General features: G+C 65.1%; 12 protein-coding genes. 8 read left to right on the top strand and 4 right to left on the bottom strand.

Annotated elements, in window-relative coordinates:
* Positions 1–75 precede the first annotated feature (75 nt).
* On the bottom strand, positions 76–3,159 hold the full coding sequence (locus FJW05_RS14270; protein WP_140633077.1) for an efflux RND transporter permease subunit: 3,084 nt from the start codon (positions 3,157–3,159) through the stop codon (positions 76–78).
* Entirely contained in the window at positions 3,156–4,457 is a 1,302-nt protein-coding gene (locus tag FJW05_RS14265) for an efflux RND transporter periplasmic adaptor subunit (protein WP_246673420.1), read from the bottom strand. The genes FJW05_RS14270 and FJW05_RS14265 overlap by 4 nt, the downstream gene beginning before the upstream one ends.
* Positions 4,458–4,601: 144 nt before the next feature.
* Here FJW05_RS14265 and FJW05_RS14260 point away from each other — a divergent pair, with 144 nt between their 5' ends.
* The 3 genes from FJW05_RS14260 (at position 4,602) to FJW05_RS14250 (ending at position 8,010) form a co-directional block, all read left to right on the top strand.
* Complete coding sequence (locus FJW05_RS14260; RefSeq protein WP_140544291.1) at positions 4,602–5,135, top strand: TetR family transcriptional regulator; 534 nt, start codon at positions 4,602–4,604, stop codon at positions 5,133–5,135.
* 151 nt (positions 5,136–5,286) lie between these two features.
* Positions 5,287–6,897, top strand: a complete 1,611-nt coding sequence (locus FJW05_RS14255) for an inorganic phosphate transporter (RefSeq protein WP_140544293.1) — start codon at positions 5,287–5,289, stop codon at positions 6,895–6,897.
* A gap of 84 nt (positions 6,898–6,981) precedes the next feature.
* Entirely contained in the window at positions 6,982–8,010 is a 1,029-nt protein-coding gene (locus FJW05_RS14250; RefSeq protein ID WP_140633074.1) for a transporter, read from the top strand.
* Between the two features lie 180 nt (positions 8,011–8,190).
* Here FJW05_RS14250 and FJW05_RS14245 read toward each other — a convergent pair whose 3' ends face one another.
* Positions 8,191–9,351: a patatin-like phospholipase family protein gene (locus tag FJW05_RS14245; protein ID WP_140544297.1), complete on the bottom strand. Its 1,161-nt coding sequence runs from the start codon at positions 9,349–9,351 to the stop codon at positions 8,191–8,193.
* On the bottom strand, positions 9,344–10,132 hold the full coding sequence (locus FJW05_RS14240; RefSeq protein ID WP_140633071.1) for an acetoacetate decarboxylase: 789 nt from the start codon (positions 10,130–10,132) through the stop codon (positions 9,344–9,346). The genes FJW05_RS14245 and FJW05_RS14240 overlap by 8 nt, the downstream gene beginning before the upstream one ends.
* 241 nt (positions 10,133–10,373) lie before the next feature.
* On the opposite strand from FJW05_RS14240, the gene FJW05_RS14235 reads away from it, so the two are divergent.
* The 5 genes from FJW05_RS14235 (at position 10,374) to FJW05_RS14215 (ending at position 15,496) form a co-directional block, all read left to right on the top strand.
* Positions 10,374–11,162, top strand: coding sequence for a 3-hydroxybutyrate dehydrogenase (locus tag FJW05_RS14235; protein WP_140633068.1), 789 nt, complete (start codon positions 10,374–10,376; stop codon positions 11,160–11,162).
* 175 nt (positions 11,163–11,337) lie between these two features.
* Positions 11,338–12,153, top strand: a complete 816-nt coding sequence (locus FJW05_RS14230; protein ID WP_140633065.1) for a sulfurtransferase/chromate resistance protein — start codon at positions 11,338–11,340, stop codon at positions 12,151–12,153.
* Entirely contained in the window at positions 12,153–13,541 is a 1,389-nt protein-coding gene (gene chrA, locus FJW05_RS14225) for a chromate efflux transporter (RefSeq protein WP_140633062.1), read from the top strand. The genes FJW05_RS14230 and chrA overlap by 1 nt, the downstream gene beginning before the upstream one ends.
* A gap of 469 nt (positions 13,542–14,010) precedes the next feature.
* A complete protein-coding gene (locus FJW05_RS14220) occupies positions 14,011–14,580 on the top strand; it encodes a sigma-70 family RNA polymerase sigma factor (protein WP_140633059.1) in 570 nt (189 codons plus the stop codon).
* Positions 14,567–15,496, top strand: a complete 930-nt coding sequence (locus FJW05_RS14215; protein ID WP_140633056.1) for an anti-sigma factor — start codon at positions 14,567–14,569, stop codon at positions 15,494–15,496. The genes FJW05_RS14220 and FJW05_RS14215 overlap by 14 nt, the downstream gene beginning before the upstream one ends.
* Positions 15,497–15,648: the final 152 nt, after the last annotated feature.

Below are 15,648 nucleotides of genomic sequence, written 5' to 3'. Positions count from 1 at the left end.
AGCTGTGAGGCAGCCGCCAACAAAAGAGGCCGGAATTTTCCGGCCTCTTTTGTTTTTTTCGCTTCGGTTGCCGTCTCAGCTCGGCAGCGCCGGCATCAGATTCGGATCGGGCTTCTCGGCGAGATGCGGCAGGTCCTTGCTGGCGATGAAGGTGTAGAACATCGGCACGACGAAGAGCGTGAACATGGTGCCGACAAGGATGCCGGTGAAGATGACCAGCCCCATCGAATAGCGCGCGGCTGCACCGGCGCCGCTGGAGACGATCAGCGGCACGACGCCGAGCGCCATTGCCGCCGTGGTCATCAGGATCGGCCGCAGGCGCACCTTGGCCGAAGCGATGATGGCGTCGCGGCGCCGCATGCCATGGATTTCACGCTGCTGGTTGGCGAATTCCACCAGCAGAATGCCGTGCTTGGTAATCAGGCCGATCAGTGTGATCAGGCCGACCTGGGTGTAGATGTTCAGCGTCCCCAGGCCGATGTTGAGCGGCACGATCGCGCCGAAGATCGACAGCGGCACAGCCATCATGATGATAAGCGGATCACGGAAGCTCTCGAACTGGGCCGCCAGCACCAAGTAGATGACGATCACCGCCGCCGCGAAGGCGATCAGGATGGTGTTGCCCTGTTCCTTCTCCTGCCGCGACTGGCCGGAATAGTCGACGAAGAAGGTGTCGGGCAGGGTCTCCTTAGCGAGATCCTCCAGCACCTTCAGGCCGTCGCCGGTGGTCACGCCGGGCAGAGGCAAGGCCGAGATCGTCGAGGAGTTCAGCTGGTTGAACTGCTCGATGGCCGCCGGCGAGGCATTGGTCGAGATCTTCACGACCGCCGACAGCGGCACCATCTTGCCGTCGACGCTGCGCACGAAATACTCGCCGAGCTTGTCGGGATTGTCGCGGAATTCCTGCGGCACCTGCGGGATGATGTCGTAGCTGTTGGAGTCGCGGTCGAACTGCGCCACTTCGGAGCCGCCCACAAGCAGCGTCAGCGTGTTGCCGATATCGGCGATCGGCAGGTTCAATGCTGCCGCGCGCTCGCGGTCGATCGTGACGGTCACCTGCGGCGCATCGTAGGACATCGAGTTCTGCACGACGATGAAGCGGCCGGAGGCCTGCGCCTTGCTCTTGATCTTCTCCGCCTGCTCGAAGACCTCCGAGGGAGCTCCGGTGGAGCGCACCACCATGGAAATCGGCAGGCCGCCGCCGGAGCCGGGCAGCGTCGGCGGCGCGAAGACGAAGGCTTCGACGCCGGCGACCTTGGCGAGGCGGCCCTGAATGTCGGCCTGGAGCTCCTTCGAACTGCGCTTGCGCTCTGCCCAGTCCTTGAAGGCGAAGCCGACGAAGGCGCCGTTGGTCGCGCCGCCGAAGGCAACGGCGGAGAATTGCGCCCTGGTCTCTGGAATGTCCTTCACCAGGCCAAGCATCTGGTTGACGTAGGCCTCGGTGTAATCCGATGTCGCATAGCGCGGCGCGGTGACGATCGAGAGCAGGAAGCCCTGATCTTCTTCCGGCGCCAGCTCGGTCGAGGTCTTGGTGAACATGAAGCCGGTCAGCGCGACGAGGGCGATGACGATGATCAGCGTCACCGGGCGGTTCCTGAGCGAAGCTGTGACCGCCCGTTCGTAGACGCGCTCGACGCGGCTGAAGGTTCCATCGACGATCCGCTGGAAGCGGCCGTGCTGGCCCGGCTTCAGCAGGCGTGCGGACATCATCGGCGTGATGGTCATGGCGATCACGCCCGACAACACCACCGAGCCGGCCAGCGTCACCGCGAATTCGCGGAACAGCGCGCCGGTGAGGCCGCCGGTGAAGGCAAGCGGGGCGAACACGGCGGCCAGCGTGATGGTCATCGCCACGATGGCCGTCGCGATCTCGCGCATGCCGTTGAAGGCCGCCTGCATCGGCGACATGCCGTCTTCCTCCATGTGGCGGTGGATGTTCTCCACCACCACGATGGCGTCGTCGACGACAAGGCCGATCGCCAGCACCATGGCCAGCAGCGACAGAAGGTTGATCGAATAACCGACCGCAAACAGGATGAAGCAGACGCCGATCAGCGACAGCGGGATCGTCACGATCGGCATCATCACCGAGCGGAACGAGCCCAGGAACAGGAGGATGACCACGATGACGATGGCGACCGCCTCGCCGATGGTCTTGAACACTTCCTCGATCGAGGCGCTGATCTGGCCGGTCGCGTCGTAGACGACCTCGATCGTCATGCCTTTCGGCAGCGTCTCCTGGATCTGCGGCACGAGCCGGGTGACCGCGGCCGCGGTCGTCAACGGGTTGGCCGCAGGCGTCGGGAAGATGGCCAGGAAGGTTCCCGGCTTGCCGTTGAAGCTCACCCTGGTGTCGGTGTTTTTCGCGCCGAGCTCGACATGCGCGACATCGCGCAGGCGCACCACCTGGCCATCCGTCGAGCGTATCGGGAGCTGGGCGAAGGCCTCGGGCGTCTGCAGGGTCGAATGCACGGTGATCGAGGAGACGACATATTCGTTCTGGGTGTTGCCGGGCGCCGACAGGAAGTTCGAGTTGTTGATCGCGGTCAGCACGTCCACGGCGGTGGCGCCGCGGGCGGCAAGCCTGATCGGGTCGATCCAGACGCGCATGGAATATTCCTGGGCGCCGAAGATCTGGACGTCGGCGACACCTTCCACGGTCGAAATGCGAGGCCGGATGACGCGCTCGATATATTCGGTGAGCTGCTCCTTCGTCATGTTCGGGTTCTGCATCGAGATGTACATCATCGCGAACTGCTGGCCGGTGCCTTTGACGATGACCGGATCCTTGGAGGCGTCCGGCAAGGTGCCGCGCACGCCCTGGACCTTCGACAGCACCTCTGCCAGCGCGACGTCCGGATTGGAGCCGAGCTTCATCTGCACCGTGACCGTGCTCGAGGACGGACGGCTGGACGAGGTGACGTAGTCGATGTTTTCGGTCGAGGCGACGGCGCGCGCGATCGGGGCCGATATGAAGCCCTGGATCAGGTCGGCGCTGGCGCCGGGATAGGCCGTGGTGATGGTGATCGCCGTCTCGTCAACCTTGGGATATTGACGGATCGACAGGCCGAAGATGCCCTGGAAACCGAGCAGCAGGATCAGGCAGGCCAGCACCGTCGACAGCACGGGCCGGCGGATGAAAAGGTCGGAAAAGCTCATTGCTGAACCTGTTTGTTCGCCGATTTGCTGGGGTCGATGGTGTTGTCGACGGCAACCGACATGCCGTTGAAGAGCCGGTTCTGGCCGGCCGTGACGACCTGGTCGCCAGCCTTGAGGCCCTCGACGATCTCGACCATGCCGTTGTTGCGGCGGCCGAGCTTGACGAAGACCTGCGAGATGGTGAGCGCAGGCTGCTGCGCGGCCTCGGCCGGCTTGGCGGCGTCGCCGGCCGCTTTGTCGGCCGGCTTCGCGTCCGCCGGCTTTGCGGCGTTGTCGGCTGGCTTGGTGGCGTCCGCCTGCGGTTTGGCGGCATCGCCGGCCGCCTTGTCGGCGCCGGCCTTCTGCTCATCCGGCTTCGCCGGCGCAGCAGCGGCAGCGGGCTTCGCCGGCTCGACCACGAAGACATAGTCGCCATAGAGACTGGTCGTCACCGCCGTCTGCGGCACGGAGATGACATTGTTTTCCTGCGGCAGCTCGACACGGATCTGGACGAACTGGCCAGGCGTCAGCTTGCCTTCCGGATTGGCGACCTCGCCGCGAATCGAGACCAGCCGGCTGGCGGGATCGATCTTGGGGTCGATGCCGCGAATGGAGCCGGCAAAGGACATGTCGGCGAGATTGGTGCCGAGCTTGATTGTCTGACCGATCTTGAGCAGCGGCAGCTGCTGTTCGGGTACGGTGAAGTCGACCCGCATCGTGTCCAGGTCCTGGATCGTCACCACCGCGTTGCCTGGCGCCAGATACTGGCCGATGTCGATCTTCGGGATACCGACGGTGCCGCCGAAGGGCGCGGACAATTGCTTCTGATCGAGCACCGCCTGCAGCTTGTTGACCTGCGCGGCCGAGGCGTCCGCCGCAGCACGCGCGGCGTCAAGCGTCGCGTCGGTGCCGACGCCGCGCCGCTGCAATTCGATCGCGCGGGTCAGCGCCGCCTGGTCCGAGGCGGCCTGCGCCTTCTGCGCCACCAGATCGGCTTTCTCGACGGCATCGTCGAGCTGCACCAACACCGCGTCGGCGGCGACCTTCTGGTTGGCGTGGAAAAGGATGTCCCTGACGATGCCGCTCGTCTCGAGGGTGAGATCGACGCCGCGCACGGCATTGACGGTGCCGATGGCCTCGATGCCGGGGGTCCATACCGAAGGCTTGACCGTCACTGTCGAGACCGTCGCGGCCGGCGGCTTCATGGTGGCGAAATACTGCTTGATGCCGGCATCGCGCATGAAGTTGAAGCCAACGATGCCGACGCATACCAGGGCAAGCAGCAGCAAGAATCCGGCGATGATGAAAAAGCGCTTCACGGGCAGTCCCCTCGAGCCGGCAGCCGGCAAAAACAATCGATGCCGGGACACATATCGACGATAAGTCCCGATTTCAAATGGCGCGCCTTACTGTACCGGCTGGACGGTCTTGTCAATTCCGCCTAGGCTAATGTAGGGGAAGCAATGAGAGTACCCAGGGCGAACTCACGCGAGAAGATACTTGCCGCCGCCGCCGATGTGGCGCGCGAGGCTGGTCCGGGAAGCCTGTCGCTCGAGGCGGTCGCCAGCCGCGCCGGAGTGTCGAAAGGCGGCCTGCTCTACAATTTTCCGACCAAGGCCAAGCTGATGCAGGGCCTGGTCGAAAGCTATCTCAGCGATTTCCAGAAGGCGCTGGAAACACGCGCCACCGAGGCCGGCGACGAGAGCGTCCTCTCAGCCTATATCAAGCTGTCGGCCGACGACTGCGAGCGGCCGAAACCCTCGGCGTCGTGGATGTTCTCGGCGATCGCCGAAGATCCCGATTTTCTGACGCCGATCAAGGCCTTCAAACGCCAGCTGTTCGAACGCCTGAAGGGAGAGACGGACGACCTCGGCTCATTGCTGGTCTGCTATCTCGCCATTGAGGGGATGCGCAGCATGAACCTGTTTGATTCAGACGTGCTGTCCGAAGACGAGCGCAGGCTTCTGGTGTCCTCGCTCCTGAAGATAGCCGGATAGCTCACCAAACAGTTTGGTGGCGACCAAGCGGCTTGGTAGTGACCAAGCGGTTTGGTGGTGACCAAACGGTTAAGAGCGTCACACCAGCTTCATCCTAGGGACATAGCGTCCTCACCGGTTCTTTGCTGCAATGCAAAAGGAGTGGGACACAATGGTGGACGTAGTTTCGAGTGAGGCGGGGATCCCGAGACCGGATCATCCCCTGGAACAATCGGGCGGTGCCAAATGGTTCCTGCCGGCTTTCGGCGTGCTGGTGCTCGTCGGCATCGTCTATGTCGGCTATGCGCTCAGCCAGGATCTGGCCATCGCCAAGACGGTGCCCTGGATCCTGCTCGGCATCGCGCTTCTGATCGCGCTGGGCTTCGAGTTCGTCAACGGCTTTCACGACACCGCCAACGCGGTCGCCACCGTCATCTACACGCGCTCGCTGCCGGCCGAATTCGCCGTCATGTGGTCGGGCGTCTTCAATTTCCTCGGGGTGCTGACCTCGAGCGGCGCGGTGGCCTTCGGCATCCTGTCGCTGCTGCCGGTTGAGCTCATCCTGCAGGTCGGCTCGTCATCCGGCTTCGCCATGGTGTTCGCCCTTCTGGTCGCCGCGATCCTGTGGAACCTCGGCACCTGGTTCCTCGGCCTGCCGGCTTCGAGCTCGCACACGATGGTCGGCTCGATCATCGGCGTCGGCCTCGCCAACCAGTTCATGGCCCCGGCCGGAAGCGCCACCAGCGGCGTCGACTGGGGGCAGGCGACCAATGTTGGCATCACCTTGCTGGTCTCGCCGATCGTCGGCTTCTTCGCCGCCGCCATCCTGCTCTATGCCATGAAGCTCCTGGTGCGCAATCCGGCGCTCTACGAAGCGCCGAAGGGCAATGCGCCGCCGCCATGGTGGATCCGTGCCCTGCTGATCTTCACCTGCACCGGCGTCAGCTTCGCGCACGGCTCCAATGACGGCCAGAAGGGCATGGGACTGATCATGCTGATCCTGATCGGCGTGGTGCCGACGGCTTACGCGCTCAACCGCACGCCCGACATCAACTATCTCGACGCCTACAAGTCGGCCTCGGTGTCTGTCGAGCAGGCTCTTGGCAAGTACGTCAAGCCTGGCGTCACCGTCGCCGATGCCAATGCCGCCAAGGCTGCCGTGCAGGAGGCCGTGCGCAGCAAGAGCTGGAACGATCAGACCACGATCGCGCTGCAGACCTATATCCACAACACCACCGCCGGGCTGCAGCCTTACGCTTCGGTTGACAACGTGCCAACCGACCTGGTCAGCAACGCGCGCAACGACATCTACCTGATCGGCGAAGCGCTGAAGCTGATCGACAAGAAGAAGCTGCTGCCGATGCAGGACGCCGATCTCAAGGCGGTGACCGACTACCACAAGGCGGTCGACAACGCGACGAAGTTCATTCCGCTCTGGGTGAAGATCGCGGTGGCGTTGGCGCTCGGCCTCGGCACCATGGTCGGCTGGAAGCGCATCGTCGTCACCGTCGGCGAGAAGATCGGCAAGAGCCACCTGACCTATGGCCAGGGCGCCGCCGCCGAGCTGGTCGCGATGATCACCATCGGCATGGCCGACCGTTTCGGCCTGCCGGTGTCGACGACGCATGTGCTGTCGTCTGGCGTCGCCGGCACCATGGCAGCCAACGGCTCCGGCCTGCAGTGGTCGACCGTGCGCAACCTGCTGCTGGCCTGGGTGCTCACGCTGCCCTGCTCGATCGCGCTGGCCTTCGTGCTGTTCGTGATCCTCCGCCACGTTTTCTGAGCGGCGGTTCATGCCTGATCGCCAACATCGACGGCGCCGGTTTCGGCGCCGTCTTGCTTTCGAGCATGTGATTGAGTGGCAGCCATGAATGACGCATCGCATCTGACGCTGCTTGCCTGGGACGACAGCCGGCACCATGCGCCCGGCCTGATATGGGCCTATCGCGGCAAGGCCGATGCACCGGCCGAGCCGATCGCGCCAAAGGATATCGAGGCGGTCCTTGCCGAGCCGGATGGCTGGGTGTGGCTGCATGTCGACCTTATCGACCAGCGCGCCCATTCCTGGATCAGCCATGCCTGCGCGCTGCCGCAATCGGCGCATGCGATCCTCGAAGGCCATGAGGACAGCATGGCGCTGGCGCATGAAAAGGGTGTCGTGCACGGCATCGCCGCCGATCTGCATGGCGAGATCGGACGGAGGTCGACCACCATCGGCCGGCTGCATTTCGCCGTGACGGATCGGTTGCTGGTGACCGGCCGGCGCCATTCGCTGGCCGCAGTCGAGGACGTCAACAAGACGCTTTCGGAAGGATTCAAGCCCGCCTCGGCCTTCGAGCTATTCGCCGCGATCGTGCTCGCCTTCTGCAGGAGCGCCAGCGAACGCCTGGCGCGGGCGACCAAGCAGTTGGACGAGGTCGAGGATCATCTGGTCACCGAGCGGCTGGCCGACGAGCGGCGCCGGATCAAGGACGTGCGTCGCCTAACCGTCTCGCTGCACCGTCCGATCTCGGCGCAGGTGGCGCTGTTCCTGGACGAGAACCGTGCCGGCTGGGAGCTGTCGGCGGGCGCCCACGAGATACTGGGCAAGCTGTCGGCACGCCTCAAAAGGCTCGACCGCGAAGTCGTCATGGTCAACGACCGGGCAAGGCTGCTGCAGGAAGAGGTCGCGGCCGAGTTGGCGGACGAATCCAACCGCAGCCTGAAGGCGCTGGCGGTGATGAGCGCGCTGCTCCTGCCGGGAACGCTGATCGTCGGCATCTTCGGCATGAACACCGAAGGACTGCCGCTGACCCACACGCATGGCGGCTTCCTGCTGGCGATGCTGCTTGCGGGCGGCGCGACAGGCTTGTTCTATTGGCTGCTGCTGCGAGCCGGCGCCGATCTCAAGTTTTAGGTGTGTCGATATTCAGGTGAGGCCGGCCTGCGAACGATGGCTTCCTGCGCTTCCGGTGCTCACGTACTTCAAGTACGCTCCGCTCCGGTTCTCGGAAACCACCTTGTCTGGTCGCTGCGCGCCCGTCTTCGACTCCGGCTCGGCCTGACCTGAATCTCAACACACCTGGAGGCGTGACCGTCAGGTCGGGTCTTCGCGGTGCAGGTCGTGGATGGTGACGCCATCGGCATTGTCGGGCAGCATCAGCCACTTCTTGTGGCGCAACGTGCGCTCGGTGTCTTCCAGGCCCATCTCCCAGTGCTCGCGCATCGAGGTGCCGGAGAACTCATAGTCCTTGGCGTGGCCTTCATAGCCTTTGTGCTGGTAGATCAGGTGGACGATGTTGACGACGCCGGCGTCGGAATAGTCGGCTATCAGTTCCTTCTCGCCGTCCTTGAGCTGGTCCGGCGGCACGCGCTTCAGCGCGTCGAGCAGCTTCATCTTGAGTGCATGGATGCGCTGGAAGTTGTCGGTGTTCTGGCGCGTGCGGCTGGAATACATGATGTCCTTGTGGCGCGACAGGACGTCGGCCAAGCCGCGCGGCAGCACGCCGCGGGCGCTGAACAGATCGACCTGGAACACCAGCGAGGAGCGGTCCTCCTCCTGGTCGAGCAGATATTGCAGCGGCGTGTTGGAGACGATGCCGCCGTCCCAGTAATACTCGCCTTCGATGCGGATCGAGGGGAAGGCCGGCGGCAGCGCGCCGCTCGCCATGATGTGCTCCGGCCCGATGCGCACCTTGTCGGTGTCGAAATAGACGAAGTTGCCGGTCCTGACATTGACCGCGCCGACGCTCAAGCGCTTCTTGCCGTCGTTCAGCACGTCGAAGTCGATCAGGCTCTCCAGCGTGTCCTTGAGCTCGGCGGTGTCGTAGAAGCTGGTGGCGCCTTCCGCTCCCGACAGCTGGAACCAGGGGTTCGGGCTGCGCGGCTTGAAGAAGCCCGGCTGGCCCATCGTCATGGTCATCAATGACGAGGTCTGGTTGCGGATATCGCGATAGATGTCGCCTTCAGGCGTATAGGCCCAGATCTTGCGGCCCGAGATCGTCTGCCAGAACTGCTCCAGCCGCTGCAGGCGGCGGCTCGGCTCGTTGCCGGCGATGATCGAGGCGTTTATGGCGCCGATCGAGACGCCGGAAAGCCAGGTCGGCTCGCAGCCGGCATCGGCAAGCGCCTGATAGACCCCTGCCTGATAGGCGCCGAGTGCGCCGCCGCCCTGGAAGACCAGGGCGATGCGGTCATATTGCGCAGTGATTTCCTGGATGGTGGCGGCGGCCGCCTTGTTGCGGGTACGCTCAAGCACCGGCTTTCTCCAGCTCCTTCGCGCCGGCAGCCGATCGGCCGCGGTCCGCGAGATAATCATGCACGACTTCGCCGAGACCCAGCGTCAGATCGGCGGTGAAGTGAACGGCCGAGACGATGTCGAGCACAGGCAACTTGGCGACGTCGGCCATGACATGCGGCCGAAGGTCGAGCGCGGCGGGCGCCGTCCAGGCTTCCTTCAGCGTGATGTCGGTGAGATAGTAGCGGACCAGCTCGCAGATGCGCGGACTGCCGTCGACATGCGGGATGATCTTGATGAGGAAGTTGGGCGCGGCGAGCGAGGCGAGCACCTGGTCGTGGTCGGCTTCGCGGTGCTTGTAGCCCATGGTTCCGGTGGCGCAGAGCACGCTGCCATAATGCAGCGTGCCGACCACGACCTCGCCCTCATGCACGATCTTGGGGTTGGCGAGCTTTTTCGGGAAACCCCAGAGCTCGCGGCCGCCGGCGATCGGCGCGTCGTCGTCGAGATACATGGAATGCACGTAGCCGCCGTGCTGGCCCTTGTAGCGCACCGGGATGACCTGGCCGGTCTCGGTGTAGTCGCCGAAACCAGTCGAGTCCGGCATGCGGATGAACTCGTATTTGACCAGCGGCTCGTCGATCTCGAGCGGCGCCGGCACGACGGCTTCCAGCGCCTCGCGCGTCGTGCGGTAGGTGATGATGATGTATTCGCGGTCGAAGAAACGATAAGGGCCGGGCGGGAAGGACGGGTTGGTGAGCGGCATGGCATAGGCGCGCTTCACGACATCGGCGATTTCCATGGCTGGTGCCCCGGTAAGGTTTGAAATGACCCCGCGCGAATGCGCTGGCAAATATGTTGCATGGCAGCATGACAGTGCCGTGTCAGCCCGGCGACACGCTGCCACGGAGCCGGCAAATGGCGCTGCCGCGCTGTAATCGAGCCGACACATGGCCGTGCCATTGTCGTGCTGCATTGCACCAACTATCTGCTCTTCTAACTCTTGCGTTGATAAGTCCCTCCCACCTCTTGCGAGATCTCCCATGGGTTCCCTGTCTTCGAAGAATGCGCTCGTCACCGGCTCGACCAGCGGCATCGGCCTCGCAATCGCGCGTGCCTTCGCCGCAGAGGGCGCCAACGTGACCATCAATGGCCTGGGCGACGCGGCGGCGATCGAGCAGGAGCGAGCCGGCATCGAAAAGGATTTCGGCGTCAAGTGTCGCTATTCGGGCGCCAACATGATGGACGGCGCCGCCGTCACCGCCATGGTCCACGAGGCCGAGGCGGCGTTCGGCAGCCTCGACATCCTGGTCAACAATGCCGGCATCCAGCATGTCGCGCCGATCGAGGAATTTCCCGACGACAAATGGGAAGCCATCATCCGCATCAACCTTCTGGCCGCCTTCTACGCCATCAAGGCGGCGGTGCCCGGCATGAAGAGCCGCAAATGGGGCCGCATCATCAACACGGCTTCGGCGCATGCGCTGGTCGCCTCGCCGTTCAAGTCGGCCTATGTCTCGGCCAAGCACGGCATCGCCGGCCTGACCAAGACGGTGGCGCTGGAAGTGGCGCAGGACGGCATCACCGCAAATGCGATCGCGCCTGGCTATGTCTGGACGCCGCTGGTCGAGAAGCAGATTCCCGACACGATGAAGGCGCGCGGTATGACCGAGGAGCAGGTCAAGCACGACGTGCTGCTTGCGGCGCAGCCGACCAAGGAATTCGTCACCGTCGAGGAGCTGGCGGCGCTGACTTTGTTCCTGTGCTCGGACGCCGCCAGGCAGATCACCGGCACGACCCTGCCGATGGATGGCGGCTGGACGGCGCAGTAAGGCCATCCGCCACTTCAGGTAAAGCGAGGGGCGGAGCTTCCGCCCCTGGCATTTGAATTCTTGACAATCGCGGGGGACCGTTCCAGCATTCCGGCAAGGGGTTCCCCGCGACGACCCCGTGAGGCGTCAGCCCAACGATCGCGTCCAAACTCTCTTTGTTCAGGAGGTGGACGCCATGCCGTCAACAACCGCAATCACCGTTCCGCAGCTTTCCCGTCTCGTCGGCTTGCCCGATGCGCCTTGCCTAGTCGATGTGCGCATCGACGAGGACTATCAAGCCGATCCGCGCCTGTTGCCGGCGTCATCCCGGCGCGATTTCAGGACCGTCTCAAGCTGGGCGTCGGAATTTTCGGGACGCAAAGTCGCCGTGATCTGCCAGAGGGGGCAGAAACTGTCGCAAGGCGTTGCCGCGTGGCTGCGCCACGAAGGCATTCCGGCGGAATCGCTTGAAGGCGGCTTCGAGGCCTGGGTCGCCGCCACAGCGCCCTTGGTCAGCGCCGACGCGATCCCGCCCCGCGCCGAGAAGGGGCGTACGGTATGGGTCACGCGTTCGCGGCCGAAGGTCGACCGCATCGCTTGCCCCTGGCTGATCCGCCGCTTCGTCGATCCCGAGGCGGTTTTCCTGTTCGTCGATCCAGCCGAAGTGCCTCTTGTGGCGGACCGCTTCGGCGCGGTGCCTTTCGATATCGAAGGCGTGTTCTGGAGCCATCGTGGCGATCGCTGCACATTCGATACGATGATCGAGGAGTTCGGGCTGCGCGTCGAAGCGCTCGACCGCCTGGCGCTGATCGTGCGCGGCGCCGATACGGCGCGCCTCGACCTCGTGCCGCAGGCGGCCGGGTTCCTCGCCGCCTCGCTCGGCCTGTCGCGCATGTTCCGCGACGACCTCGAGCAGCTCGAATCCGGCATGCTCCTCTATGACGCCTTCTTCCGCTGGTGCCGCGATGCCGCCGACGAGACGCACAACTGGCCGGCAGGAGGCAAGGCGTAATGACCGCACTCGCCAAGAACGACGCCGCGCCGTTGGTCGATGTCCCGACCGCGCCGAGTTTTCGCGAGGCGACGCGGCTGTGGGCCAAGATCGGCCTGCTGTCCTTCGGCGGGCCGGCCGGGCAGATCGCGCTAATGCACAAGGAACTGGTCGAGGAGCGCCGCTGGATCGGCGAGGAGCGGTTCCTGCACGCGCTCAACTACTGCATGCTCCTGCCTGGGCCCGAGGCCCAGCAGCTTGCCGTCTATATCGGCTGGCTGCTGCATCGGACGGCAGGCGGTCTCGTCGCCGGCAGCCTGTTCGTGCTGCCGGGCGCGCTGGTCATGCTGGGCTTGAGCAGCTTCTACATGCTTTACAACGACGCGCCGGTCGTCGAGGTGCTGTTCTTCGGCGTCAAGGCGGCGGTGCTGGCCGTCGTCGTCGAGGCGGTGATCCGCATCGGCAAGCGGGCGCTGAAGAACCGTGCGATGGTGGCGATCGCGGTGGCGGCCTTCCTCGCCATCTACGTCGCCAGAGTGCCGTTCCCGCTGATCGTGCTCGCAGCCGGGCTTATCGGCTGGGCCGGCAACCGCTTCGCGCCGGCGCTGTTTTCCGCCTCGGCGCATGGCAAGAATGCCGCCGGGGCCGAGACCAGGGGCGCGGTCGACCTGATGTTCGAGCGCGGCGAACTCGGCCACGCCATGCCCAAGCGAGGGCATGCCATCCGCACCGTCGCCATCTGGTTGCCGGTCTGGCTGGGGCCGGTGGCGCTGGTCGCTGTGCTGGCGGGGCCGGGCAGCGTGTGGACGCAGATCGGCGGTTTCTTCAGCCTGATGGCCGTGGTTACCTTCGGCGGTGCCTATGCGGTTCTCGCCTATGTGGCGCAGGCGGCGGTGACCTCGTTCGGCTGGCTTTCGCCCGGACAGATGGTCGACGGGCTGGGGCTTGCCGAAACGACGCCCGGGCCGCTGATCCTAGTGCTGCAATTCGTCGGCTTCGCCGCCGCCTATCGCCATGCCGGCGCGATCAATCCTTTGCTTGCCGGATCGCTCGGGTCGGCGCTGACGCTGTGGGCCACCTTCGTCCCCTGCTTCTTCTGGATATTTTTAGGCGCGCCCTACATCGAGCAGCTGCGGCAGAACAGGGCGCTCGCGGCTGCGCTCGGCGCGATCACCGCGGCGGTGGTGGGCGTCATCATGAACCTTGCGCTGTGGTTCGCGCTGCATGTCGCCTTCGGCAAGGTCGCAAGCGTTGGCTGGGGCGTGGAGGTTCCGGTCCTGTCCTCGCTCGACTGGCGCGCCGCGCTGCTGTCGGTTGGGGCGATGGTCGCGATGTTCAGGTTGAAGCTCGGCATGCTGCCGACGCTGGCGGGATCCGCGCTGGCGGGGCTTGCGCTGCTGGCGCTGTAGGCCCGCACGCCGTTCGATCAAGTTAGCGTGAACGAAAAAGCCGACCGGCCGGGAATAAAACGCCCGGTCTGCGGGTCTCCAGGGCATGCGCCATTTGTGCGCAACAGCAGGAGACCGACCATGAAGCGGCGCGAAGACAAATACGCACGTGAACAAGGCGAAGGCGTCAGCCGCCGGCGTCGCCTGGAGCGGATGAGCCGGGCGCATCCGCTCCGGGCGATACCGCCCCGCCGCCGGCCGTGATCCCTGCCGATCGCAACCATCGAGATCCACGACCATGACGGCGACCGCCCCGTTGCAGCCAGCGATGCGCCGTCCTCTTCCGAGGCACGCCTTGCTTCCGAGACACTTGACTCCGGTGACACCAATGCCTTCTCCTCCCTCGAAGCAGGCGCCATCGCCTGCGGTCGCGATCTTCGCCCGCACGAGCAGGGACAGATCGTCGCCTCCCGCTGAGGGCGGCAAACCCATGGCGGGAGCGCCCGACGGCGGAACGGTGTTGAGCGAAAAGATGCTGGCAGCGCGTTTTGCCGAAGTGGTGCTGCCGCATCTTAGCGATGCGCTGTCGCTTGCCCGCTGGCTCACGGGCAATCAAGCCGACGCCGAGGATGTGGTGCAGGAGGCCTGTCTCAAGGCGCATGCGGGCATTGCCGGGTTCGCTGGGGGAAACCCCCGCGCGTGGCTGCTCACCATCGTGCGCAACGCTTCCTACACATGGATGGCGCGCAACCGCCCGCGCAGCGTGGTCGCCGTCGGCGACCTCGCCGATCTCGACGACGTGTCGCCGCCGCCCGACACTGACGCGGACAGCCCGGAGGCGGCGCTGATCGCCAAGGCCAATTCGGCGGCGGTGGAAGCGGCGATCGCCAGGCTGCCGGACGCCTTCCGCGAAACACTTGTGCTGCGCGACATCAACGGTCTCAGCTACCGCGAGATCGCCGCCATGCTCGGCGTGCCGCAGGGCACGGTGATGTCGCGGCTGGCGAGAGCCCGCGGCCTCTTGATAACGGAACTTGGAGGGCGCCATGAGCCCGCATGAAAATCGCCCGCGTGAGGATGGATTGCCGCAAGACCCGCAGGATATGAAGCTGATGATCCACGCCCTTGTCGATGGCGAGCTCGATGCCGCGGCCGCCCTGGCGATCGAGCGGCGCATGGCCGCCGATCCGGAGCTTGCCGCCGAACATGCGCGCCTGGTGGCGCTGCGCGGCGCTGTCGCCAATGTGCCGCGCCCCACCGTAAGCGACGATTTCCTGGCGCGTATCGCGGCGATTGCCGAGGTGAAGGATCCTGAGGTTGCGGAGGCCACGCAAGCTGAATCCGTGACGGTCAAAGCGCAGCCGTCCGCGCCGCAACAGCAGCAGAGCAATGTCGTCGAGATGCGGCCGCGCGCGGCACGCTGGTTCAACTCCTTCGACTGGCGCCAGATGGCGGCCTCGATCGTGCTGACAGCGTTTCTGGCCAGCGGCGCGACGCAGTGGTTGGCGACGGCGGACAATGGGGCCGACAGCTTCGCCGTGGCTGTCGCCAACGGCCATCGCCGCAGCCTGCTCGCGGCGACGCCGGTCGACATCGTCTCGTCCGACCGCCACACGGTGAAGCCATGGCTCGACGGCCGCGTCGGCGTCTCGCCGGCGGCGCCCGATATGGCCAAGGATGGTTACGCCCTGCTTGGCGGACGCGTCGAGGTGATCGGCGACAGGCCGATGCCGGCTCTGGTCTACCGCCATCACGAGCATCTGATCACGCTGGTGGCGGAGCCACGGCAGAACGAGGCCAAATCGGTGCCGGTAGCGGACGATCTGTCGGCAGGCGGTTTCCTGCTGGTCCACTGGACAGACGACGCCTTCTCCTACTGGGCGATCTCGGATGCCGAACGCCCTGCGCTCGACGATTTCGTCGCCCGCTTCCGGGCCGCGATCATCGCCAATCCGGCCGCCGGCAGCCCGGGCTGAGCATCACGGCAGGTGTAGCCGCCTTCGATCGGAAGGTGGACGCCGGCGATCATCGAGGCGGCACTTGAACGCCACCAGCGGTCGAGCGCGGCAGGTCCAAATTTCCGGGCAGATCTCTCGCTTGCGACCCGGATATGCCGCTTCGCGTCGGT

Origin of the sequence: Mesorhizobium sp. B2-9-1, assembly GCF_006439455.1 — a bacterium.
In the GTDB taxonomy this organism is placed as follows: Bacteria; Pseudomonadota; Alphaproteobacteria; order Rhizobiales; family Rhizobiaceae; genus Mesorhizobium.
The sequence above is the reverse complement of the archived record's forward strand: the minus strand, read 5'-3'. Positions and strand labels throughout refer to the sequence as shown.